Annotated in this window: 21 protein-coding genes and 1 riboswitch; of the genes, 14 read left to right on the top strand and 7 right to left on the bottom strand. The window is 36.8% G+C overall.

The genetic code is table 11. From position 1 onward, the window contains the following. Window positions 1–247 precede the first annotated feature (247 nt). Complete coding sequence (locus IC610_RS16415) at window positions 248–3,064, top strand: gluzincin family metallopeptidase (RefSeq protein WP_194698933.1); 2,817 nt, start codon at window positions 248–250, stop codon at window positions 3,062–3,064. A gap of 322 nt (window positions 3,065–3,386) precedes the next feature. Here IC610_RS16415 and IC610_RS16410 read toward each other — a convergent pair whose 3' ends face one another. Continuing rightward, the gene (locus tag IC610_RS16410; protein WP_191737810.1) at window positions 3,387–4,298 is read right to left on the bottom strand and encodes a T9SS type A sorting domain-containing protein; all 912 of its coding nucleotides are present in this window, start codon (window positions 4,296–4,298) and stop codon (window positions 3,387–3,389) included. 196 nt (window positions 4,299–4,494) lie between these two features. Between IC610_RS16410 and IC610_RS16405 the strand changes: the two genes are divergently transcribed. The 5 genes from IC610_RS16405 to IC610_RS16385 all read left to right on the top strand — a co-directional run bounded on the left by IC610_RS16405 (window position 4,495) and on the right by IC610_RS16385 (window position 11,147). Beyond that, window positions 4,495–7,716, top strand: coding sequence for a hypothetical protein (locus IC610_RS16405; RefSeq protein ID WP_191737809.1), 3,222 nt, complete (start codon window positions 4,495–4,497; stop codon window positions 7,714–7,716). 608 nt (window positions 7,717–8,324) lie between these two features. Further along, window positions 8,325–8,413, top strand: a riboswitch (TPP riboswitch). A gap of 69 nt (window positions 8,414–8,482) precedes the next feature. Then, window positions 8,483–9,205, top strand: coding sequence for a class I SAM-dependent methyltransferase (locus IC610_RS16400; RefSeq protein ID WP_191737808.1), 723 nt, complete (start codon window positions 8,483–8,485; stop codon window positions 9,203–9,205). Further along, window positions 9,202–10,251 carry an AIR synthase family protein gene (locus IC610_RS16395; protein WP_191737807.1) on the top strand — a complete coding sequence of 350 codons (1,050 nt, stop codon included), beginning with the start codon at window positions 9,202–9,204 and terminating at the stop codon, window positions 10,249–10,251. Before IC610_RS16400 ends, IC610_RS16395 begins: the two co-directional genes overlap by 4 nt. Next, window positions 10,251–10,880 carry a thiamine phosphate synthase gene (locus tag IC610_RS16390; RefSeq protein WP_191737806.1) on the top strand — a complete coding sequence of 210 codons (630 nt, stop codon included), beginning with the start codon at window positions 10,251–10,253 and terminating at the stop codon, window positions 10,878–10,880. Before IC610_RS16395 ends, IC610_RS16390 begins: the two co-directional genes overlap by 1 nt. A 3-nt stretch (window positions 10,881–10,883) precedes the next feature. Continuing rightward, window positions 10,884–11,147 carry a Trm112 family protein gene (locus tag IC610_RS16385; RefSeq protein ID WP_191737805.1) on the top strand — a complete coding sequence of 88 codons (264 nt, stop codon included), beginning with the start codon at window positions 10,884–10,886 and terminating at the stop codon, window positions 11,145–11,147. 52 nt (window positions 11,148–11,199) lie between these two features. Here the strand turns inward: IC610_RS16385 and IC610_RS16380 are convergent, their stop codons facing one another. Next, entirely contained in the window at window positions 11,200–12,981 is a 1,782-nt protein-coding gene (locus tag IC610_RS16380; RefSeq protein ID WP_191737804.1) for a T9SS type A sorting domain-containing protein, read from the bottom strand. 195 nt (window positions 12,982–13,176) lie between these two features. On the opposite strand from IC610_RS16380, the gene dusB reads away from it, so the two are divergent. Then, window positions 13,177–14,172, top strand: a complete 996-nt coding sequence (gene dusB / locus IC610_RS16375) for a tRNA dihydrouridine synthase DusB (protein ID WP_191737803.1) — start codon at window positions 13,177–13,179, stop codon at window positions 14,170–14,172. Between the two features lie 233 nt (window positions 14,173–14,405). Here the strand turns inward: dusB and IC610_RS16370 are convergent, their stop codons facing one another. Both IC610_RS16370 and IC610_RS16365 read right to left on the bottom strand, forming a co-directional pair. Next, window positions 14,406–14,720 (bottom strand): hypothetical protein, encoded by a 315-nt coding sequence (locus IC610_RS16370; RefSeq protein WP_191737802.1) that lies wholly within the window; start codon window positions 14,718–14,720, stop codon window positions 14,406–14,408. 74 nt (window positions 14,721–14,794) lie between these two features. Beyond that, window positions 14,795–15,682, bottom strand: coding sequence for a mechanosensitive ion channel family protein (locus IC610_RS16365; protein ID WP_191737801.1), 888 nt, complete (start codon window positions 15,680–15,682; stop codon window positions 14,795–14,797). 99 nt (window positions 15,683–15,781) lie between these two features. Here IC610_RS16365 and IC610_RS16360 point away from each other — a divergent pair, with 99 nt between their 5' ends. Further along, a complete protein-coding gene (locus IC610_RS16360) occupies window positions 15,782–16,417 on the top strand; it encodes a peroxiredoxin (protein WP_191737800.1) in 636 nt (211 codons plus the stop codon). Between the two features lie 98 nt (window positions 16,418–16,515). Here IC610_RS16360 and IC610_RS16355 read toward each other — a convergent pair whose 3' ends face one another. Both IC610_RS16355 and IC610_RS16350 read right to left on the bottom strand, forming a co-directional pair. Continuing rightward, on the bottom strand, window positions 16,516–17,109 hold the full coding sequence (locus IC610_RS16355) for a hypothetical protein (protein WP_056084398.1): 594 nt from the start codon (window positions 17,107–17,109) through the stop codon (window positions 16,516–16,518). Window positions 17,110–17,184: 75 nt separating this feature from the next. After that, window positions 17,185–17,700 (bottom strand): hypothetical protein, encoded by a 516-nt coding sequence (locus IC610_RS16350; RefSeq protein ID WP_191737799.1) that lies wholly within the window; start codon window positions 17,698–17,700, stop codon window positions 17,185–17,187. Window positions 17,701–17,848: 148 nt separating this feature from the next. Here IC610_RS16350 and IC610_RS16345 point away from each other — a divergent pair, with 148 nt between their 5' ends. The 3 genes from IC610_RS16345 to IC610_RS16335 are packed head-to-tail and all read left to right on the top strand — an operon-like array spanning window position 17,849 to window position 20,267. Continuing rightward, window positions 17,849–18,907 carry a Gfo/Idh/MocA family oxidoreductase gene (locus IC610_RS16345; protein WP_191737798.1) on the top strand — a complete coding sequence of 353 codons (1,059 nt, stop codon included), beginning with the start codon at window positions 17,849–17,851 and terminating at the stop codon, window positions 18,905–18,907. 23 nt (window positions 18,908–18,930) lie between these two features. Continuing rightward, window positions 18,931–19,089, top strand: a complete 159-nt coding sequence (locus tag IC610_RS16340) for a hypothetical protein (RefSeq protein ID WP_157844476.1) — start codon at window positions 18,931–18,933, stop codon at window positions 19,087–19,089. 5 nt (window positions 19,090–19,094) lie between these two features. After that, window positions 19,095–20,267 carry a TlpA family protein disulfide reductase gene (locus IC610_RS16335; protein ID WP_191737797.1) on the top strand — a complete coding sequence of 391 codons (1,173 nt, stop codon included), beginning with the start codon at window positions 19,095–19,097 and terminating at the stop codon, window positions 20,265–20,267. A gap of 62 nt (window positions 20,268–20,329) precedes the next feature. On the opposite strand, the gene IC610_RS16330 is transcribed toward IC610_RS16335, so the two are convergent. Then, complete coding sequence (locus tag IC610_RS16330; RefSeq protein WP_191737796.1) at window positions 20,330–22,231, bottom strand: ABC-F family ATP-binding cassette domain-containing protein; 1,902 nt, start codon at window positions 22,229–22,231, stop codon at window positions 20,330–20,332. A gap of 67 nt (window positions 22,232–22,298) precedes the next feature. Between IC610_RS16330 and IC610_RS16325 the strand changes: the two genes are divergently transcribed. The 3 genes from IC610_RS16325 to IC610_RS16315 all read left to right on the top strand — a co-directional run bounded on the left by IC610_RS16325 (window position 22,299) and on the right by IC610_RS16315 (window position 24,709). Continuing rightward, the gene (locus IC610_RS16325) at window positions 22,299–22,916 is read left to right on the top strand and encodes a DoxX family membrane protein (protein WP_191737795.1); all 618 of its coding nucleotides are present in this window, start codon (window positions 22,299–22,301) and stop codon (window positions 22,914–22,916) included. A gap of 99 nt (window positions 22,917–23,015) precedes the next feature. After that, window positions 23,016–23,534 carry a DUF1761 domain-containing protein gene (locus IC610_RS16320; RefSeq protein ID WP_317173444.1) on the top strand — a complete coding sequence of 173 codons (519 nt, stop codon included), beginning with the start codon at window positions 23,016–23,018 and terminating at the stop codon, window positions 23,532–23,534. A gap of 41 nt (window positions 23,535–23,575) precedes the next feature. After that, window positions 23,576–24,709 carry an 8-amino-7-oxononanoate synthase gene (locus IC610_RS16315; RefSeq protein ID WP_191737794.1) on the top strand — a complete coding sequence of 378 codons (1,134 nt, stop codon included), beginning with the start codon at window positions 23,576–23,578 and terminating at the stop codon, window positions 24,707–24,709. Window positions 24,710–24,740 lie beyond the last annotated feature (31 nt).

The raw sequence follows: 24,740 nt of genomic DNA, 5'->3' as shown, positions 1-24,740 counted from the left end.
AAGCTCCAAATGAGCGGAATCAATAGCACAGGGTAAAGCCCTGTGTTTTTTGTATCAGTCAATTGCCAAAAAGCCCTGCAGGGGCGAGATCAAATTGCACTTTTAAAATAAATCTTTTCAACTAAACAAAATTGACTGTTACTAATAAATAACAGTTCATTTAAAGTTTAAAATAAATTTTAAATATGCTTTTTAATCACTGAATTTATATCTAAAATACATTATATTTGATGCTTTATCAGCCATTTTGAAAAAATTCAGCACCGTTATTATTTCGTTTTTAGGGTTTGTACAGATTTCTGCACAGAAAGACAGTATTTTTATTAATGCTAAGCTGTCCTCAGACCGAAAAACACTGGACGTTGAGCAAAGAATTGTTTACCATAACAACTCCCCAAAAGATCTTGACAGCCTGAAACTTCTCAACTGGATTGCTGCTTACAACAACCGCAAAACACCTTTGGTTTACAGAAAACTGGAAGACCGGAACAACAGACTTCACTTTGCCAAACAGGATGAACTGGGAAAATTGCTCGAGATAAACATTACCTCAGACAGTCAGAATTTTTTAACGGATAAAAAGGAAGCAGAAAATCTCTATTTACCGCTTGCAACTCCCCTGAAAGTTGGAGAATCGGTTGTTTTAAATTTAAAATATAAACTTCAGCTGCCCGATAAAAAATTTACAGGTTACGGAACTTCAGATATCAATACTTCCCTGAAATATTTCTTCATCGTTCCCGATCATTTTGACAAGGACAATCATCTGAACCGACATTATCTGGACATTGAAGAATCTGTCAGTTTCAATACGTTCTGGAAGATTTATTTGAGCCTTCCTGCAGAATTTCAGGCACAGGGAAACCTTGATCAGACTGCTGATAATTTATTTGAAGGTTATCTTGATTCTGATCCGGAATTTATTATATCAAAAGAAAAATTTCCGGTTATTAATGTAAATTCTGAGAGTTTTAAAACAGAAATTAAACTCGGATACAATATCAGTGAGCAGGAAAAGGAAAATCTTGAGTTTTTTCTTCCTCTGCATCTGAAGTTTATTGAAGACCGTATCGGTTCTATTCCTGAGCATCTTTTTATATCTGAAAAATTCAGAGCGAAGGAAGACTTCTTTGGAAACAATGACATCAACTTCTGGAAATTTAATTTTAAACTTTTTACAGATGCCGAAAAGGTGGATCAGGATTACTTTGGAATTATTTCAAAGAAAGTTTTAGATGAAAAAATTATTGCAGACAAACAGAATCACCACTGGTTTAAAAACGGACTGAAATCCTATCTTGAAATTCAGTATCTAAAGAAATTTTACCGTGATGCGAAACTATTGGGAAATCTCACCGAAACCAAAATTCTGGGAATTAAACCTGTGAAATTCTTCCATGCCTCAGAAGTAAAGCTTTTGGATCGCTATGGTTTGGCTTACCAGTACATTATGACGCAGAACCTTGATCAGAAGATCGGTGAAAGGTTTTCTGAGCTGAGCAATTTCAACGATATGGCGATTTCCAACTTTGAAACGGGAAGTCTTTTCAGCTATACTGCAGATAAAATGGGAGAAAATCAGTTTAATAATCTGGTTAAAAATTATATTTCCAAAAATACTGACACGCAGGTCAATCCGGAAGATTTTCTGAAAGAACTTGCTGAAGAGGAAAAATCTTCAGAGTACTTCAGTGATTTTTTGAAGCAGAAAAACCGTGACAACTTCAAACTGAAAAATTTCAGGACGAAAAATGATGCTGTCGAAGTAAGAATTGTAAAAAACACTTCCGAAAACATACCCGTAAAACTCGAAACGGAAAGCCGTGAAGGCTCAAAAAGATCCTACTGGGTGGAAACTGAGAAAAACGAAAGACTCAAAACCTTCGAAATTCCGGCAGAAGACATTCATAAAATTACGCTCAACAACGGCTACATTTTTCCTGAACCCAATTACAGAGACAATTATCTTTACACAAAAGGAATCTTTGCCAATTCGAAAAAAATTAAGTTTAAACTGATCAAAGACATTCCAAATCCCGAGTTCAATGAAATATATTTAAACCCGAGAGTCCGGTTCAGCAATGCTTATGACAAGTTTCTTCTTGGGATGAACTTTAGAAACGAATCTCTTTTCGACCAGAAATTCGCCTATTCTCTCACACCTTATTACAGTACCGGTACAGGAAAAATGGTGGGCACGGGCGGTGTCTCCTACTCTTTTTTACCTGCTGAAAGTTTTATCAGAGCTTTGACTTTTGGAGTTTCTGCAGCTCACTTTCATTACGATTACGAGTTGGCATATTCCCGTGCTTCGGCATCTGCAGGAATCAGTTTTCAGAAACCTCCGAGAAGTACGGTGAGTCGGGGGCTCTCTGTCTCTTACAACTATTATCAGAGGGATTTGAGTGCAAAAATGATTGCCAACAGAGATTATGATAAATACAATCTTTGGAGCGTGGGTTATGGATATACCGATAACCAGATGATTCATGAGAAAAGCATGAGCATCAGCACGCAGGGGATGGAAGACTACAATAAAATTACCGGCGAAGCCTTTTACCGCTGGGAATTTGCCCCGAGACAGAAACTGAGCCTGAGGCTTTTTGCGGGATATTTTGTGAGAAATGAAACCAGAAACAATACATTCAATTACGGAATTTCAAGGGTTTCAGATTATTCATTTTCTTATAATCTTTTAGGTCAGAGTGCTACGGAAGGACTTCTTTCACAGCAGTATATACTGGCGGACGGCGGTTTTAAATCATTTATTCCCGGCTCGGTCAATCAGTGGATTACTTCTTTCAATGTCGATACGAGCGTTTGGAAAATGATCCATGTTTATGCAGATGCCGGAGTTTATAAAAACAAAAACTTCGATCCAAAATTCATTTGGGATTCGGGTCTGAAAGTACGTGTGATCCCTGATTTTCTTGAAGTGTATCTTCCGGTACAGTCGAGTTTAGGATTTGAACCGGGCTTCAAAGATTATGGCAAAAGAATACGTTATACTTTGATTTTAAATCTTGGAACAATTATTAATGCTGCGAGGAGGGGTTGGTATTAAACGAAAGTTAAAAGTTATAATATCATTTTCACACGAATTTATCCCATAAGTTTCTTTACAGTTTTCAAAAAACCACCTTACCAGGCTTAAAATCAAGAAACACCCTTCCAGAAAGGTTCCCGCACCCCTGCAACAGCTTTGCCGGAAACCTTACAAGCCTGTCGCACCCTAGTAACACACTTGCCGGAACATGAGAAAGTTCAGTGCAACCGTGCAACATACTTTCTCATAAAAACGTTTGAATTTTTATGAATGCCATCTGTAAGCACAAAAAACAGCTGCATTTCTGCAGCTGTTCTGTATTTATATCTAAATGTAAAAATTAGTCTTTCAAGATTTTCTGAGAAACCGGCTCGTTGTTTACGATACCTGTTACGATATAGTTTCCTTTAGCCAATTCAGCAACGTTTAAAGTAGATCCGTTTTTCACTTCACCAGTTTTAACGATTGCTCCTGATAAAGTATAAACTTTAATATCTTTTACATCAGAACCGAAAACGATTTCGTTGTTTTTAACCAAAGTGTTTTTTACGAAGTTTGATGTTACTTTTTTGAAGTCTGAAACAGCTAAAGTAGAAGTTTGTACAGAACCTTTCACAGTTAATGTCTTACTTGTAGTAGCAGCGTTAGCATTTACAACATACCAAGTACCTCCAGATCCGCTAGCTCCGAATCCTAAAATTCTGAATGTTACGGTTGTTCCTGCTGGCACATTCTGTAATGCAGTAACAGTACTTAAATCAATTGCCGGTTGCTCATTTCCTCCTGCATTTGTAGCAGAACCCCATGTAATAACTGAACCAATATTATTGAAAGATCCAGTACCTATTTGATATTGCCACTGTCCGCTAGTTGGACCTGTAGCTGATCTTCGTACATTATAGGGATCAATGCCAGAAAAAGAAACCTGATATCCCGCGTTTGCAGTAATTGTGAAAGTCGCAAAATCTTCCGCTGAGATAGCACTCGCAATGTCAGTACTAGTAAGATCAGTTCCTCCCCACGCTAAAGCAGCTCCACTACCAGAAGCAGGTATCACATACCCAGCACCTCTAGTTAAACCTCCGATTGTCAAATTAGTGTCCGAAGTAGTTGCAGCAAATGGACTTGGTCCAAAATTTAATGACCCACCAGGTGTGTTTGTAGAATTTGGTGCCCATTCCGCAAGTGTCGTTTGAGCCAACATAGATACCGTAAAAATACAGATAGCTAATAAAGAATAGATTTTTTTCATAACTTAATTATTTAAAATTTTTAATTATTAATAATTTACGGAGCAAAATTAATGCTAAAATTCCTGATTACGCAATAAAGAGATTAAATAATTGTTAATAATGCTAAAAATCATTTGTACGTTTTTTTTAGTTATTTTTACAACATATTTCTGAGAGGGGTTGCGCAGCTATTATATCACTTTTGTGTTGGTTATTATGGGATTATTTACGGGTAATGCTCAAATTTTCACATGGAAAAATCCCAACCTCCCCAAAGATTCCATAAAATCTGACAGCGCACTGGCCGCAAAAACTGACAGTGTAATTTTCACTAGGCTCAGCCGCGATCTTTTCACAAAAGATACGATGGATTTTGTGAAAACCAAAAACAGAATTATTATTGATGAATCTGTTTTGGCGAAGAATGATAAGTCGAGATTTTTGGGAGAATTAAATTCCAAAGGTTCCATTATCCGGGGGATTACTTTCGGAAATAATCAGGGTCAATCTGTGCAGAGTTCAATGGATTTACAGATTTCGGGAAAACTGTCCAAGGATGTCACGATTCTGGCGAGTATTTCAGATCACAACCTTCCTATTCAGGCTGACGGTTATACGCAGACACTCGAAGAATTCGATAAAATCTACATGCAGCTTAATATTAAGGATAAATCTATCCTGAGAGCCGGACATCTTGATTTGGTAGACAACAAAAATTATTTTGCAAAATACCAGCGGCGAAGCATGGGACTGCAGTTTCAGACTGAGTTCGGGAAAGAAAACAAAACCTTTACCGACATTTCAATGGGTGTTGCCCGAAGTGAATTTCACAGAATCCGTTTTCAGGGTGTGGAAGGTAATCAGGGACCTTACCGTCTGACCGGAAAAAATGGTGAACAGTTTATTACTTTAATATCCGGTTCGGAGCAGGTTTTCATTGATGGGATTTTAATGAAGAGAGGTGAAAATCAGGATTACGTTATTAATTACAATACCGGTGAGGTGACTTTTACCAGTTTCCGGCCGATCTTCCAACAGAATTTTATTACCATTTCCTATAACTATACCAACCGAAATTATTCCCGACATCTATTCACCGGAAAGGTCGAACATAAAAGGGAAAAAATGCGTATCGGACTGAACTGGTTTATGGAGAATGACAATAAAAATGCTCCTTTAGCTTTAAATTTATCTAAAGAAGACGAAAAAATTCTTGCCGACGCAGGAAATGACCCCAATCTTATGTATGCGCCGTCTGCTGTACAGACTGAATATGACGTAAACAAAATTCTCTACCGTTTGGTGCAGGATCCAAACGGAAATTACTATCAGTTTTCTACCGATGTAAATGAGGTCTTGTTTACACTTTCCTTCACTTATTTCGGAGCCAATCTAGGGGATTACAAAATTGCACAAACCACCAACAACGGAAGGGTTTTCGAATACGTAGGCCCAAATATGGGAGATTACAGAGCGGTGAGAAAGCTCCCTGCTCCTGAAAAATCTCAGGTCTACACCATGAATTCTGAATTTCTTTTAAAAGACGGAAAAATAGGGGCTGACTTTTCTTTAAGCAATTACGATATCAACCTTTTTTCATCAAAAGATTCAGATAAAAATTTGGGTTATGCAGGAAGGGTTTTCGGGAACAAGACTTTCGGCAAAAAAAACTGGAAAGGTACCCCAAGCTTTGAATATCAGTACATCGATAAGCAGTTCAGAATTTTAGACCGGATTAATGATGTGGAATTCTCAAGAGATTTCAACCTTGCTCAGGAATTCAGCAACAGAACGCAAAACCGTTTCATCTTCAGCTTTTTAAACAGATGGAATAACAAATCTGTTTTAAACTACAGACTCAATTATCTCGACGAGAGAGATTCTTACAAAGGAATCAAGAATGATCTGGATTTCGGATGGATTAAAAATAAATTCTTCACAAAAGGTAGTTTGTCTTACCTGAATACGAATGCAATAATGCAGGATACCAAATTTATCCGTGGTGGCGCATCTTCTGAATACACTGGAAAAAAAGGCAGCTGGACGGTAGGCGGAAGCATGGAGCACAACGAAAAATATTACAACAACACCCAGCTGATGGACGTTACCAGTTTCAGCTGGAGAGAAGTTTTTGTGCAGAAAAAAATTGGTGACAGTGCAAGAACAAGACTTTTAACCAAAGCTTATTTAAGAGATAACGACTCTGTGCGTGACAACAGCCTTCAGAATATCAACCGGATTTTAGGTTTTATGGCGGAAAGCCAGTTGATTAAAAACGAGAAAACGACTTTAACAGCATTGGTCCATTACAGAAAATTCTTCAATTCTGCTGACCTCGCAGATTTAAGCAGAAATAATGATTTTGTAGTCGGAAATATTCTATATAATCAACAACTTTTCAGAAACGGAGCAAGATTGCAGGCTTTCTACGAACTGGGGAACGGACAGGAAGCTCAGCGGGAATTTCAGTACATCAAAGTGACCGATGGACAGGGAGTTTACAAATGGACCGATTACAACGGCGACGGCGTGCAGCAACTCGATGAATTTGAGATTGCCGAGTATTCAGATTTGGCACAATACATAAGGGTTTACACCAATTCTGTCAGGTATCTTCCTTCCAATAAAAACAAACTTCAGCTGGCTTTATTCGTTAATCCATCAATTGTTTTCGATTCTGAAAATAAGTTTCTCAAACGATGGAATTTCAATGTTTCCTTGAATTCCCAAAACTCGTATTTCAAGAGAGAAAAAGTTTTGGTTTTAAATCCTTTCGAGAAAAGTGATGACCAGATTTTAAAGAATCAGAATATTTTGACTTCGGTACAGTTTAATCCTACTGAAAAATCCGGCTGGAATGGGAATTACCGTTTTATCTCAAATAATAATCTCATCAACGCCAACTTCAGCAATGAAGAGAGAAAACAGAAGTCCCATTTCGTGAATGTTGGGTACTGGTTTAATAAAGAATTCAGAATCGATTGGGAAAACTCTGTGCATGAGCTCAAAAACTCTTCTCAGCTTTTTTCAACCAGAGATTATATTTTAAATAATTTTGAGACGAAACCAAAAGCAACCTACAAATTCACAGATGCTGTTCAGGCAGAATTCTCATCCGCCTACCGTGAAAAACAGCGCACCGACGGTGAAGAACTTCTGAAAGCCTTCGACATCACAGGAACCGTACAGTGGGAACGCAAGAAAACTTCCATCAGAGCCAATTTCTCATTCATCAATAATGATTTCATAGGAAACAGCTTCAGCATTGTCGGAAACCAGATGCTGGACGGTTTGAAGCCGGGGAAAAACCAGGTTTGGAGTGTATTTATTCAGCAGTCTTTAAATTCATTCTTACAGCTCAACCTAAATTATGAAGGCAGAAATTCCGGCGAGCGTACGATTCACATTGGAAGTATGCAGGTGAAAGCGAGTTTTTGAGTTGGAGAGTGTGTGAGTTGTAGAGTTTAAGGATTAGAGAGTCGGAGGGTTTGAGGGTTTGAGAGTTTGAGAGTTTGAGAGAATTTTGGTTTGCTGGATGTTTTGGAGTTTTCTGGTATGTGGGCAAATTACTTATTGATCATTTTTTGAAATGATTTGTGAGGAATTTAAAAGTTATTTCCGGTGAGTTTTGAAATGCTTATTGACGAGTTTTAAATTGCAGGCTTGCTTTTTTGAAAAGCTGGCGAGGATTTGATCAGGTGTACGCTAACAAGATTTCGTAGATTATATTTCCCTAATTTTAAATTTGGTTATTTTTCCTTTTTCCTTGGATCTTCTCCATGGGTTTCACCCGCGGCTATTCATATTGAACCACTCCGTGGTTCGCCGAGATCTTAAACCATAACATCTATAACCCAAATTTAAACTTGGCTCTTTTCACCTTTTACCTGGCTCTTTCCATGGGTTCCACCCACGGCTATTCATATTGAACCACTTCGTGGTTCGCCAAAATCTTAAACCTTAACATCTATAACCCAAATTTTAAACTTGGATCTTTTAACTTTTTCCTTGCCTCTTAAACCTCCTTTTCCCTATATTTGTTCAGTAATAAATACACGGGGTGCCGAAAGGCTGAGATTATACCCGATGACCTGATTTGGATAATGCCAACGTAGGGATGTCTGCTTAAAATATTTTCATTTTATGCTTTATTCGTTCGCATGCTTATCTGTGGTCTGAACTGAATAAATCAACATAAAATAAAATGGAAGTAACAAAGTATTCCGGAGAACTCATCCCAAAACAAGACAAAAACTGGCAAGGAAGACCCGAGTGGTTTTTCAACCGCGAACATACCGACACTTACGAATTGTGGTATGAAGGCCGGTACAAACGTGCCGAAATCTGGCAGAAAAAAGTCATGGAACAGCTCGTTTCCAAAGATCAGAGAGTCAAAACATTATTAGAATTCGGTTGTGGTACTACCCGATTTACTCGCTGGTGGAAAAACATAGGGATTGAAGCAACGGGCGGAGATATTTCTCCTTTAATGCTGTCGCAGGCCGTTCATCTTTTTGAAGGCGATCTGGTGATGGCCGATTCTCACTTTATGCCTTTCAAAGATCATACTTTCGATTCACTGGCATTCATCACCACATTTGAATATTACAAAGATCCTGTGAAAGTTATTCGCGAGGCGGCGCGTGTTGCGAAGTACGGAATCGCCATGGGAATGATGAACAGAAATTCCCCGAAAGTTGCAAGGAGGAGAGTTCAGCAATTGTTCGGGAAAAATCCTTTCTACGTAACTGCTACTTTTTACACACCAAAAATGCTGACTGAGATTATCGAAAGAGCTCTGGTCGGAAGAAAATATACGATCGAATGGACTTGTACAGGACTTCCGAAATGGTTTCCCGTTCAGCAGTGGAATGTTCCCATCGGTGATTTCTTTGGACTTTATATTCAGTTAAATGATGTGGAATGAGTGATACTTTAGGCAAAATAAATCATTCTCAATTTGAAGATTTTCTGAAACAGCGTTGCGGAAAAGCACGCTATGAAGTCCGTATCGGGCCTGAGTTCGGAGTCGATGTTTCCGTTGTGGATCTGCATGGCGGAAAAGCGATGGCTTTGACGAGTGATCCGCTTTCTCTGATTCCCTCTTTGGGATTGGAAGAATCGGCGTGGCTGTCGGTACATCTGATGGCTAATGATATGGCAACAACAGGTTTTGCACCGATGTTTGGACAGTTTGTTTTAAATCTTCCTGCCCAGCTTTCAAAAAATGATTTTGAAATTTATTGGAACCACATTCACCAGTTCTGTAGAGACATTAATTTAAGCATCACCGGCGGTCATACTGGATTCATCGAAGGACAGAATTCTACTATTGCAGGCGGCGGAACTTTTATAACCATTGCTCCGAAAGAAGAAATTCTGATTTCAAAATATGCAAATGTTGGCGATATAATTTTAGTTACTAAAACGAGTGCGCTTTCATCAACAGCCATTTTAGCGATGAGTTTCCCGGAAACGGTGAAAAATAAAATCGGGAAAGAGTTTTTCTATTCTGCCTCCGCTTCTTTTTATGAAACCTCATCTTTGAAAGACGCTTTGACCGCGATGCAGACTGAAAACTCAGGTGTAACTGCAATGCACGATGTGACGGAAGGTGGAGTTTTGGGAGCGATTTACGAATTAGTAATCGCATCAGGAAAAGGTGCTGAAATTTTTAATGAAAAACTTCCGCATGGCGAAGTTCAGTCTGCGGTCTGTAATCTGTTTTCGCTAGATCCGAGATATTGTATTGGAGCAGGTTCGATGATCATTACCTGTAAAAAAGAGAAAGCTTCGGAAATTATTTCGAGACTGGAAGCGAATCATATACCCTGTACAGAAGTTGGAGTGATGACCGAAAAAAATCTTGGAATTAAATTAATCGAAAACGAAAAAGCAAATGACTTAATCTACTACGTAGAAGATCCTTACTGGAAAGCTTTTTTTAACGCTTACAAAAACGGGTGGAAATAATGAGAAAATCAACCATAGACTCCGGAATTTATTTAATAATTGATCCCTCGATGGATGAGGAAATTCTTTTTTCTAAATTAAATTTAATTGTAAAGGAAAAAATAGCAGCCATTCAGATCTGGGACAATTTTAAAGACAATCAGAATCTTGAAGAACTGCTCTTAAAAATTTATGCAAAAACTTCTTTACATAACATTCCTTTACTCATTAATAACCGCTGGGAAATTTTAAAACAAATTCCGCTGGACGGAATTCACTTCGATGAAATTCCTGAAAATTTTAATAGAATTAAAAAAGAAATCAACCGTGATTTTATTACTGGAATTACCTGCAATAATGATCTTTCAACGATTGAATATGCTGAAAAACATCAGTACGAATATATTTCTTTCTGCTCAATGTTTCCGTCAAAAACAGCTAACAGTTGTGAACTGGTCAGTTTCGCAACTGTTCAGAAAGCGAAAAGTATTTTTAGCGGGAAAATTTTTCTTGCGGGAGGAATTGATTTAAATACAATTGAAAATTTAGACAAATTAGATTATGACGGAATCGCTGTGGTCTCAGGAATTATGAGTGCAGAAAATCCGTCAGAAACTATTAAAAAGTATCAACAAAAAATTAAAAAGTAAAAGATGAGAATAAAAACCATAGAAAAATTATGCTGTCCGTTTGACAAGTCAGATTTAAATTTAACCATCATTTCACAGGATGAAACCGAAAATATTATGGAAGGTTTACTGATCTGTGACAGCTGCAAAAGAGTCTACCCGATCATCAGCGGAATCCCCATCATGTCACCTGACGAATACCGTGAATTTAAACTTGAACAACCCGTTTTGGAACGTTGGGAAAAACATCTGGAAGGTAAAAAAGTGGATAATTTCAGACTGTTATAAAATAATAAAACCCGACTTATCATCGGGTTTTATTGACATTATAATTTAAAATTTACTTTTTAATTACTTTAACAGATTCAGAACCTCTATCTGAATTTACTTTTAAAAAGTAAACTCCTGAAGGTAATTTTCTCATATCAACAGTACCATTTTCTGCATTTATGCTTTCACTAATAACTTTCTGTCCGGATAAATTGAATCCTTCAACATTTTTTATTTTACTGTCGCTTCTCAGATTAAGTACATCAACAACAGGATTTGGATAATAAGAAACTGTTTGCTTGGCTGCCATAGACTGCTCACTCACCGCCAATAATTCAGTAACGAACTCGTAACCTCCCAAATCTGGCGTAGTGGCATTTCTTGCATTATTATCTGCATCTACCGTAACACCAGTGACAGGCGTACCTTTATTATCAAGAGTAGGATTTGAACCAATCAACAAACGGAAATTTGTAGCGGAAGCAAATACAGGAGCTATGCTCACAGAATTGACATTCCCGCCAAATCCTGCCTGAACATCAGCTAAAGTAGGTCTTGTTGTAGTTAAATAACCCAAAGCAGTTCCAGTAGAAAAGTAGTCGTTGTAATTAATATTAGAGAATACCGTATTTGCAGCACCAGAATAAATTGCATACCTGTCTCCTGTCTGGGTTTGAGAATTAACCAAAATATTATTTCTCAGATCAATTGCCCCCGCAGCAGTAACAGTACTTATAATGTTTAGTGCAGAAGGTCTTCCCGCATTAGTCTGATTTGTATCCAAAACAACGGTATTGTAATACAATCTGTAACCACCACCGTTTCCTACTACAATACCATTTCCGTTATCAGCAACACCTCCAGCCAAAGCGTAACCCATACCGGCAATATCGTTAATCACGTTATTGTAAGCTAATATATTAGATGCAGCTATGCTTGAGTTTAAATACAGACCAACTGCACCATACCCCGCCGGGTTTGGCTGTTTAATATCTGAAATTCTGTTTTTATAAACAACTCCGTTGGATACAGCTGCCCCAATAAGGATACCTGTAGACAAACCTGTTGATGTTGCAGGAAGCGCAACACCGGTTATTGTATTACCACTTACTTCAAAATTTTTGGCGTTCTGAACAGCTATTCCCCTGAAAAGCATTTTATCTGTTGCAACTGTAGAACCTATAACATTATCTTTAATAATCCAGCCAGTATCTGTATTAGTGGCATTTCCTACTGCAAATATTCCGTTTTGAGCTCTTACAAACGAGTTGTTAAGTGCCTGAAAATTATTATTATTGATTTCCGCTGCTCCGAGTGTAGTTCCTGATACTATAATAGCACCAACTGTACCCGATGAAGATGAACCTGCAAAATTGGTATTTTTTACCACAATATTATCTGCCCCATCTGTGGCTGTACACGATACCCACAGGACAACAGGCGTTGTTCCTGTCACAGCAACGAAAGTACTGTTAATCGATAAATTTCGGGACAAAGTACCATTATTACTTCCATCGATAGTCACGTTATCTGCTCCGTTAAATTTTATGGTAGCCACAGGATCAGCACTTGTGATTGTCGCATTTACACCAGCTGCCGGTTTTATCAAAACCGAAGTATAGTTCACCGCTCCACCGCTTGCATTGAGAATTGCAGTCGCAGTTTCTGTTGTATTTGCTGTAATGTTAATGGTAATAGCTCCCTGATGTGTTCCTGCATTAATAGCATCAAATGCACCCTTTAATGTAGTATAAGTTCCACTCGTAGTTCCTGCAGTAGAAGCGAGGCTTACCTGCGCATGAAAATTTGCAGCTGCAATTGTCGTAATAAAACATAATAGAATTTTTTTCATAAACATACTTTTTTTTTATAAATATAGCATAATTATTAATAAAAACCATACTTTAAGTAGGAATATTATATTTTAATGTAATTTAATTGTTTTACAAGTCACAAAATACGTTAAAATAAGACAGACGAAGCAAAATCAATACATTCTGTGCGAGCCTGCAAATCAATGTTTTAAAAAAAGTCGTAAATTTGCAGCATGATAAAAATAGGCAACATAGAACTGCCGGAATTTCCGCTTTTGCTTGCACCAATGGAAGATGTGAGCGATCCGCCGTACAGAAGACTGTGCAAATTGCACGGTGCAGATATGATGTATTCAGAATTTATCTCTTCTGAAGGCTTGATTCGTGATGCGATGAAGAGCAGAAAGAAGCTGGATATTTTCGATTATGAGAGACCTGTAGGAATCCAGATTTTTGGTGGCGACGAGGAAGCAATGGCGATGTCTGCAAGAATTGTAGAGACCGTAAATCCTGATTTGGTGGACATCAATTTTGGCTGTCCTGTAAAAAAAGTGGTTTGTAAAGGTGCCGGAGCCGGAGTTTTGAAAGATGTTGATATGATGGTCCGTCTGACGAAGGCTGTGGTAAGTTCAACAAGTCTTCCTGTAACCGTAAAAACCCGTTTGGGATGGGACAGCAATTCAATCAATATTGATGAGGTGGCAGAACGTCTTCAGGAAACTGGGATTAAAGCACTGACTATTCATGCAAGAACCCGCGGACAGATGTACAAAGGTGAAGCCGACTGGGAACACATCTCGAGAATTAAGCAAAACCCGAATATCGAAATTCCTATTTTTGGAAACGGTGACATTGATTCGCCGGAAAAAGCTTTGGAATATAAAAATAAATACGCCTGCGACGGAATTATGATTGGCCGTGCAGCGATTGGCTATCCTTGGATTTTTAATGAAATCAAATATTTCTTCGCAACCGGACAACATTTGGATGCACCAACCATTTCAGACCGACTTTTAGCAGTTCGTCAGCACGCAGAATGGAGCGCAGAATGGAAAGGTGAAAAATTGGGATTAATTGAAATGAGACAGCATTACAGCAATTATTTCAGAGGAATTCCACACTTTAAAGATTTCAGAAGAAAGTTTCTGGAAGTTTATTCTTTAGAGGAAATGGATGAAGTGATCAAGGAAACGCAGGAATTTTACGAGGAGTTTCAGGTTAAGGCTTAGGTAAAGGTTGAGGTTGAGGTTAATGACAATTTGAAATATTAAGGGTTATTAAGAAGTTTAGGATAGTTAAGTTGAGCTTCGCTTTAAGCATCATGCTGAATTAAAATTTTTTTGATTTTGCTTAATAGGACTTAACTTCTTAAATCATTCTTAATGGTTCAAAACAGAGATAAAAGCAAACCCATCAAAAATTTTGATGGGTTTTCCTTTTTTATTATTGCTGGAATAATTTTTTATTTCTTAATATCAGTTTTCACATCCTGATATGTTTTTTCTACAGCTTTCGCTCCTTTTTTAGCTGTTTTTTCTGTCCACTGTGCTCCCTGCTTTACACCTTTCTCAGTGGCTTTAGCACCTTTTTTGGCTGTTTCACCTGTCCATTTTGCTCCTTTCTGAACTCCTTTTTTAGTGGCCTGAGCTCCTTTTTTTGCAGTGTTTCCTACGGCTTTTGCATCTTGTTTTACTGCTTCTTTCACCGTCTGTTTTTCCTGTGCACTGGCTGTAAATGAGATCATTAAAACAGCCAGTATTGAAATTACTTTTTTCATTGTATTTTAAATTATAAATTTTACTGATAATGGTTAATGCATTTTTTAAGCCATATTCAAATGAGCTGATAGCGTTATGACTCATCTGACCCAGATGGCACAAGCGGATTTGGATTGGAAATCTGAATGCTGGTGGGCGTTACCAGCTGTACACCGTCGGCATCAAAACGGTCTTTTATTTTTGTCAGAACTTCATTTTTTACAAGTAGCATATTCGATCCAACCTTCATCCAGAATCTGACCTGTAGATTGAAAGCTCCCTGTTTTAAATCTGTATACACCACATCGACATTTTCCGGACGGTCAAGTTCTTCTATATTCTGAACAATTTCCAGAATTCCTGCCTTGGCTATATTAATGTCTTCATCAGCGGGGATTTCAAAATTTAAGATGATTCTTCTCTGTGGCGATGCTGTGATATTATAAAAAGGAGCATTAAAGATCACCTGATTGGGTATAAAAACCTTTTTCCCGTCATCTGTTGTCATCTTTGTTGTCAGAAGTCCGATATCCAAAACTGTCCCTGAATGATTCCCGATGGTAATGTAGTCCCCTACTTTGAAAGCCTTATCAATTCCGATAAGCATTCCCGAAAAAATACTTGATACCAAATCTTTTAATGCAACTCCGGCAATCACCCCGGCAACTCCCAGACTTCCGATAAACTTCCATAAGAAACTGCTGAATCCCATAATTTCCAGCGTAATGAAAATTCCTATTACTAAAATTAAAAATCTAAAAACCGAAACTGTAGTCGTTACGGAAGCCTCCGCTGTGCTTTTAGGAAAAAACTTGTGGAAAAGTTTCACTGCAAGTTTACTCAGATATTTACTGGTCAGCAGGAAAAATGTAAAAACAATTGCACCCATGATGAGCTTTGGTGTGAGCCTTGCAAATGCGATGTACCAGTTCTCGAGTACTTTATAGATGGTCGCTAAATAATTTTGAACATTTATTTCCATGAAAAAATTTGAGTTTGCAATTTAAACATATTTTTTTAACAAAAATTTTGCCAGTTAACAAAAGTCTATTAAATTTGTAGACTATTAAAACAAAATATTATGTCAATAAAACTGGGAGACACCGCACCGGATTTTACAGCAGACTCATCTTTGGGAGAAATTAATTTTTACGAATTTCTTGGAGAATCGTGGGGAATATTATTTTCACATCCAGCAGATTTCACACCGGTCTGCACTACTGAATTAGGATTTACTGCCAAACTTAAATCAGAATTTGAAAAAAGAAATACAAAGGTAATCGCACTGAGCGTTGATAAAGTGGAGGATCATCAAAAATGGATTCAGGACATCAACGAAACTCAGAATACTAAGGTCGATTTCCCGATTATTGCAGATCAGGACCGAAAAGTTTCAGAACTGTATGATTTTATTCATCCCAATGCGTCGGCAACGGCAACGGTGAGATCTTTACTCATTATTGACCCTTTAAAAAAAGTACGATTAATTATCACCTATCCTGCTTCTACCGGAAGAAATTTTGATGAAGTTCTGAGAGTTTTAGATTCACTTCAACTGGTGGATAATTATAAAGTTACAACGCCGGCGAACTGGAAAAATGGTGATGAAGTGATCGTTCCACCTACCATCTCCACAGCAGATGCTCAGGAACTTTATCCGAAAGGCGTGAGAGAAGTAAAGCCTTATTTAAGATTTACACCTCAACCTAATATTTAATTTTTGGATTTTTTATTTATTTATATAGTTTAGTTTAATTGCAAAAGCGGCCTGAAAAATTTTCAGACCGCTTTTTTATTCCGTTAAGTTTTTATGAATTAGTTTTTAACATCATTCATTACTTCTCTACCTTTTGAAGTTGGCAAGAAAATACTGAAACCTACATTAAAAGTAATCGCAGAGTTCAAACCTTCGTTCCCGAAACCTGCCTGACCCTGATATTTTACTAAACCTTCAAGACCGATGTTTGGCGTAATAAAGTAAGAATAACCTGGTCCAACACCAAAATCCAAACCTGTAGTAGAGTTTGAGTTCTCAACATTTCTACCTCCGATACCAACATTACCTTCGAAGAACCAACGACCATGGTTTAACAAGTTGTCAACACCTTTTTCACCTGGAGATAAGTAATATCTACCTAAACCACCTACTCCGTAATCGAAAGCTGTAGGGCTGCCGTTTGTCACTTTGCTGATTCCTAAATTTACATATCCACCCACTGCTACATTGTCAGCAACAAAATAAGCTGCCTTTGGAGTAAGCTGAATGTTGTAACCACCACCTGTATTCAATCCGAAATTACTTGAAAGTAAGCTACTACCTACCAACCAGTTTCCTTCCTGAATTTGTGCATTGGCACTTGATGTAAGACCTGCAACTGCCAACAGTCCTGTAAAGATCAATTTTTTCATAATATATATTTTAATAGTTAATTTTTGATATAAATTAGCTATTCCAATAAATATGCCATGAGAGCTTAATATGTTTTATATCATGGTCAGAATAATTGCAATAATAAGGCCTGCAACCGCAAATTTCACCCCGTTTTTGAAAGCCTTGGTCTTTGGATTAAACATCCAGAAACTCGATACCACAAAGAAAAACAGACAAAGTCCGAAAAACGTGTTTAGTGGCGATAACGTGTCTGCTGATTTGGCTTTGTGAAGTTTTGCCATCTTATCTAAAACAAAAGGAAGTTCCATTTTAGAATATTTGGCAACACCTGTGGCAGCATCGTAAGTGCCTTCTTTAAAATAAGAGATATTCCCCTCTGTTTTATTGATTTCAAAGTTTTTCAGTTTTAATTCTTTTTCCAGAGCTTTCTCATTAAGATCTTTGGCCAAAGTTTTTTCATACTTCTTTTCATTTTTCAGGAAATCGGTATCTCTGTAAACCAGAAGCATTCCGCTTACGGCATAAACAGCCATAATTCCCGCCATAAAATAGCCAAGATAACGGTGGATGATTCTCATAAAACTGCGCGTATCCTTTATTTTGTCCATGTAAAAATTTTAAAGTGCAAAAATGCGACAAAGCAACAGATTCTGAAAGCTTATTTTTATTAATTCTTAATTAAATTTTAGTGAATAAGGAAAAACGAAAGATTTAATTAAAGAATATTTTAATCTTATATTTGATAAAAATTAAATTATGCAACTTGTAAAAGTAGGTCTATGCGCCTTCGGAATGAGTGGAAAAGTTTTTCATGCCCCTTTCCTGAAAGAGCATCCCGGTTTTTTTATTACAGCAATTGTAGAAAGATCAAAGGAAGAATCTAAAGAAAAATATCCAGACGCGCAGATTTTTCTCTCCGTTGAAGAAATGTTGGAAAATGCAAACGTGGATTTGGTTGTTGTCAACACGCCTGTTCAGACTCATTTTGAATATGCGAAAATGGCTTTGGAGGCAGGCAAAAATGTGATTGTGGAAAAGCCTTTTACCATCAATGCAAAAGAAGCCGAAGACCTGGCAAAGCTGGCAGCAGAAAAGAATCTTTTTGTCAGCGTTTATCAGAACCGGAGATTTGACCGCGATTATCTTCAGGTGCAGAAGGTTTTAAATGAAAAAGTTTTAGGGGAAATAAAAGAAGTTGAAATCAGATTCGACAGATTCAGAACTGAAGCGAGTGCAAAACTTCATAAGGAAGATCCCAATCTTTCAGGTTCAGGTTCGGTGCACGATCTTGGTGCACACCTTATCGATCAGGCAGTTCAACTTTTCGGCTTTCCGAAAAAAGTTTTTGCCGATGTATTTTCGATGAAAGGAAATGATTTTGCCAATGATTATTTTGAAATCCTATTTTATTATGAAAACGAATTACGCATTCGTTTAAAATCATCTGTTTTCACGAAAGAAGATCATTATGCCTACAAAATTTTCGGTGACAGAGGCTGTTTTCTTCAGCAGAGATCAGACGATCAGGAAAATCAGCTGGTTGGCGGAGCAATTCCTGAGTATGGAAAAGAATGGACTGCCCCACTCGATTCTGAAGATGGAATTTTAAATATTTTTAATGAAAATTCTGAAACTGAAAGAACGCTTACATCCAGCGAGCCTGGAAATTACATGAATTATTATCAGAATATTTACGAGCATATCGTTTTCGGTTATTATCTGCCTTCGCCTGCAGAAGAAGTGGTTCAGAATATGAGAATTATTGAAGCTGTTCTGGAAAGCTCCAGACAGGGAAAGGTGATTGATTTGGTATAAGTTAAACAGGAAAAAATTAAATTATGCAGAAGCGAAGTTCGAGCTTTACAGTATTGGGTTTACTGTTTGTAATCATTGGGATTACACTGATGGAGGATAATATTTATTTAAAATACGGATTTCTTGTCCTTGGAATCGCATTTCTTTCCTACAGCATTTTTACGATGGTAAAAAAGAAATAATTTAAATGAAATACTGTTCCACTTTCCTTTTTTGTTTTTTTGGATTGATCATTGTCTGTGGACAAAAGGATTCATCTGTAGATTCCACATTAAATAAAGTATATAAAAGATTAAACAATGCGAAATTTCTAAGGTATGATCTGACGAGAGAATCTGATTTTTCGTCGGAAGATTATAAAAATACAACTTCCTGGAAATGCTATTTTGATTTTGATCAAAGAGAAAATACACCTGGGTTTCGGTTTCAGATAGAAAATTCACAATTTAAAGAAATCTACAACGGAACTGAGACTTTTCAGCTGAATAAACAAAACAGTTCACTTGAAATTGCAGAGCAGATTTCAGATAAATCTTTTGATACTAAAAGTTATTTCTACAATTCTCTTATCACATTACGGAACATTTTACCTCTGATTATTTCAGATGATCAAGCTGTAAAAACCATTAAAGATTCAGTGATTGGTAAGAATTTATATCAGGCAGTGACGGTCGATCTTGGTAAAAGAAGAATAAATAATCTAGGTACTGGTTTTGACCAGATGACCACAGAATATAATTTTATTTATGAATTGATGATTGATAAAAGCAGCAGTTTTCCGCTTCAGATCATTCAGAAGAATAATCTTAACAGAGATTTTATCAAAACGATTTTTAAAAATATTGAAACACAGCCAAAAAAACTTTCAGAATCATCCTGGTTTTATTCCACTTATAAAAATGAGTTTAAACTTCAAAAAGATGAAAAAAAGAAATTGTCAGCAGGATCTTTGGCTCCGGAATTTGAGCTTAAAGTTTTTAATGAAAACAGATTTATGTCACTAAAAAACCTGAAAGGAGATGTGATTCTGCTTGATTTCTGGATTAAAAACTGTAACGCCTGTATAGAAAGTGTTCCTCATATTAACGCTCTTCAAGAAAAATTTAAAAATAAAAAATTTAAGGTTATAAGTATTAATTCTTACGATTCCCTCGAAAAGATTGGATGGTTTTCCAATAAGTACAAAGTTAAATATCCGATATTAAGCAATGGAAAAACAGTGGCAGACACGTATGCTGTTACGGCATTTCCGAATTTCATACTGATAAATCAATCCGGCAAAATAGTGTCTGTAACCGAAGGCTTCGATGAAAAAAACGGTTTGAAAATAGAAGCTGAAATAAGAAATCTAATAAAATAAAATCAGGCTGCTCAATAATGAACAGCCCGTTTTATTATGTTTAAAATGAAATTAGTGATAGCCTACTCTTCCTGAAGTTCAAGCCATCTCATTTCATGATTTTCCAGTTTGTCTGAAAGCTTTTGAAGGTCATCTGAAAGCTTCGAAATCTTATCATAGTCTGATTCGTTGCTGAGTAAATCCAAAATTGCAGCTCTTTTTGATTCCAGTTCCGGAATTTCTTTTTCGATGGTTTCCAGTTCGCGCTGCTCTTTAAAAGAAAGTTTCCTTTTCGAAGTTTGCGGTTGCGAAACGACGGTTTCTACAGGTTTTTCTATTACTTTTTCAACGACATTTTTTGCTTTTTTATCTTCCTGCTTCTGACTTCCGTCTTCCAGTTTCTTATTTTCTCTGTATTCTGAAAAGTTTCCGATGAAATCTTTAATTTTTCCTTCGCCTTCAAATGCCAAAACATGGTCAACGATTCTGTCCATAAAATATCTGTCGTGTGAAACGATAATCAAACTTCCCTGAAAATTTAAAAGGAAATTTTCCAGAACCGTCAAAGTAGGAAGATCAAGATCATTGGTAGGCTCATCAAAAATCAAAAAGTTAGGATTTTGATAGAGAATATACATCAGATGCAGTCTTCTTTTTTCACCCCCCGAAAGTTTGGAAATCGGTGAGTACTGCGTCTGATCATCAAATAAGAATAATCTTAAAAACTGCGATGCTGTAATCGTTCTTCCGTTGGCCAAAGGGAAATTTTCAGAAATATCTTTAATGAAATCGATCACTCTTTCTTCCTCTTTATATTTTAAGCCTTTCTGAGAAAAATACCCGAATTTAATCGTTTCTCCTGTTTCAATTTCACCGGAATCTTTTGGTTCAAAGCCCTGAATGATATTCAGCAAAGTAGATTTTCCCGCACCGTTTTTTCCTACAATTCCTACCTTTTCGCCTCTCTGGAATGAATAACTGAAATCCTTTAACAATAATTTATCACCATAACTTTTAGAAATATCTTTCAGCTCCAGAATTTTATTGCCTAATCTTTTCATTTCAAAATCAAGCTCCAGTTTTTCTTTACGCGTATCGGTTTTTGCGACTTTTTCGGTTTCGTAGAAATCTTCCTGTCTTGATTTCGATTTTGTAGTTCTTGCTTTCGGCTGTCTTCTCATCCACTCCAGTTCCTTTCTGTAAAGGTTTTGAGCTTTATCGATCGTAGAGTTCATGTTATCTTCACGAATCACCTTATTTTCAAGATAAGTCGCGTAAGCACCCTGGTGAACATAGAGATTCTGATCCTCCATTTCCCAGATAATTCCGCAGACTGCGTCAAGAAAATAACGGTCATGCGTAACAAGAAGAAGGGTGATTTTTGCTTTATTCAGATAGCTTTCAAGCCATTCTACCATTTCTACATCGAGGTGGTTGGTAGGTTCATCCATAATTAAAAGCGTGTGACGGTGTTCGGCTCTGGTTTCTGTTAAAAGTTTTGCCAGTGCAACACGTTTGATCTGTCCACCGGAAAGCATTCCCATTTTTGCGGTGAGATCTGTAATTTTAAGCTGAGAAAGAATCTGGCTCATCTCATTTTCAAGGTCCCATGCTTTGTGGATTTCCATCTCAGCCAATGCAGTTTCCATTTCGTCCGGATCACCGGAAAGTAAGGCGTGATGGTATTTTTTTAAAGCCAAAATGGGTGCAGAATCTAAGGTCATCATAAATTCCTCGATCGTAAGATCAGATTCAAAATCGATTTCCTGGTCAAACAAAACCACCTGAATATCTTTATTGATCACTACAGTTCCGCTGTCTGCAATCTCTTTTCCCATTAAAATCTTGAGAAGAGTGGATTTTCCGCTTCCGTTTTTGGCAACGATGGCTATTTTGTCACCTTCGTTGATGTGAAATGAGACATTTTTAAACAAAGTTTTGATGCCATACGATTTGGTAAGGTTTTCGACAGAAACGTAATTCATTATAATGTGAAGCTTTTGATTGATATTGAATCGAGCGGCAAAAGTACAAAATTTAAACCTTAAAAATATGACAGCAAAATTACCTGCGGTTTCCAGAAAAAGATATTGGGATTATTTCATTTTGGTATCCAGATTTCTTTTGGCTTACACGTTTATTCACTACGGTTACGGTAAACTCACAAACGGTGGTCAGTTTGGAATTTCTGCTGCAGAAATGAGTAAACCTTTAAAAGATTTACAACTTTTTCAGGTAATGTGGTATCTCTTCGATCACGAACCTTTCAAAACAACTGTTGGAATTCTCCAAATTGTCACAGGCTTACTGCTGCTGTTTGAATCTACGGCAATTCTTGGCGTTATTTTTTTCATTCCTGTAGCAGCAAATATTGTATTAATGGATATCAGCTTTATGAATAACGCGATGGGAAATGCCTTTTCTTTCAGATTTTCGTTTTATTTTATTCTCTGTTTTGCTGTTTTGTGGAATGATAAAGAACGGGTGAAAATTATTTGGCATGCGATGATTAAAAAATTTGTCTGGAAACGGAAATTCCCTTGGATTATGTATGCCTTAGTTCCTGTTTTTGCAATTGTACTATCGTTAGTTTCTGCTATTCCCAACATGATATATTATTACATCATCTTCCCTGAAGATCTATTTAAAATTTTTAATTTTTTAAAATAATTTAACCTTACATGCACTGAGTCAAAATTTTTAATCAAATTTTTAACCGTACCATTTTTTAATGTAGATTTATGCCACAATCATTTAAAACACAAAATCATGTTGCCAACCAATTTTTTCGCTATTCTCACAGCTGCTTTAGTTCCTTTAATTACGGGCTATATCTGGTATCATCCAAAAGTTTTCGGAACGTTTTGGATGAGAATTGCAGGAGTAAATGAAGACAAAATAAAGAAGTCAAATATGCTCTTCATCTTTCTTTTCAGCACATTTTTGTCGATACTGATCGGCATGTTCCTGCAGTTTGTAACGATTCATCAGTTTGGTGCTTTGGGAATGATTGGTGGCGATGAAACGCTTGCCAAAACGTCTTACACGGCATTTATGAAAGAATACAGAATGGCGTACAGATCATTTGGTCATGGTGTACTGCATTCTTTTATGGCCGGAATTTTCTTTGTATTCCCACTTTTCGGAATCAACGCTGCGTTTGAAAGAAAATCATGGAAATATGTAATGCTGAATGCAGGTTACTGGACTGTCACAATTACAATTATGGGAGGAATTATCTGCGGATGGTACGCTTTGGATGGTTTTAATTTTACCACACCGAAATAATTTCAATTTAAAATTAAAGGTTACATTTGTGACCTTTTTTTATGGCGTACACTTATAAAATTTATCATTCAGCAAAAGAACTTCCTTCCCTTTGGGACAGTGTGGTTGGGAAGCAGAATATTCTCTTATCGCGCGGATATTTTGAAGTTTTGGAAGATTCGAAACCAGATAATATGGACTGCTATTTTGCGGCATTTTTTGCTGATGAAAATCTTGTGGGAGGCGCATTGTTTCAGTATCTGAGCTTTACGCAGCATCAGACATTTCAAAAAGATGAAATGTTCTGTAACGTTAAAAATTTCCTCGCAAAAAAATTCAGTAGAGATGTGATGTTTGTAGGAAACAATATGCTTACAGGCCAAAATGCTTTCTATTTTAATAATGAAAAAATAAGCACTCACGATGCGTCGGCTTTGCTTGGCGAAGCTGTACAGTTGATGCAGAAAAAGTACAGAAAATCTTCACTGATTATCTACAAAGATTTCCGAACCAAATTTATCGGTCTGTTCACCGGGGAAAATTTCAAACCCTACTTCAGGTTTTCTGTACAGCCAAATATGATGCTCAAAATAAAAGACTCATGGCAAAGTTTTGATAATTATTTGAATGATTTTTCTACAAAATACCGCAGCAGAGCAAACACAGCAAGAAAAAAATCGAAAGATATTGAGAAGAGAGAATTAGATTTAAATGATATTCAAAAGTGGAGCGGAAAAATAAATATTCTGTATCAAAATGTAGCTGATAACGCACCTTTCAACACATTCTTTCTTCCCGAAAATCATTTTTTCAGACTGAAAGAATCAATGAAAGACAATTTCAGAATTTTTGGTTATTTTCTTCATGGTGAAATGATTGGTTTTTATACATTGATTTTAAATAATTCTGATGTTGATACTTATTTTTTAGGCTACGACAAAGACCTTCAGAAAGAAAAACAAATCTATCTGAACATGCTTCTGGATATGGTAAAATTCGGTATTGAAGAAAAATTTTCAAGGATTATTTTCGGTAGGACAGCATTAGAAATCAAATCCACCATCGGCGCCGAACCTTACGAAATTTTTGGTCTGATAAAGCACAATAATTTTCTGATTAATCCTTTTATGAGCAGAATTTTCCCTTCAATTTCTCCAAAAACAGAATGGGTGCAGAGAAAACCGTTTAAGGATTAAACATATAAATTAACCACAAAAATCACAAAAG

Source organism: Chryseobacterium caseinilyticum (genome assembly GCF_014837145.1).
GTDB lineage: Bacteria > Bacteroidota > Bacteroidia > Flavobacteriales > Weeksellaceae > Chryseobacterium > Chryseobacterium caseinilyticum.
This window is presented reverse-complemented; position numbering and strand designations above follow the sequence as displayed.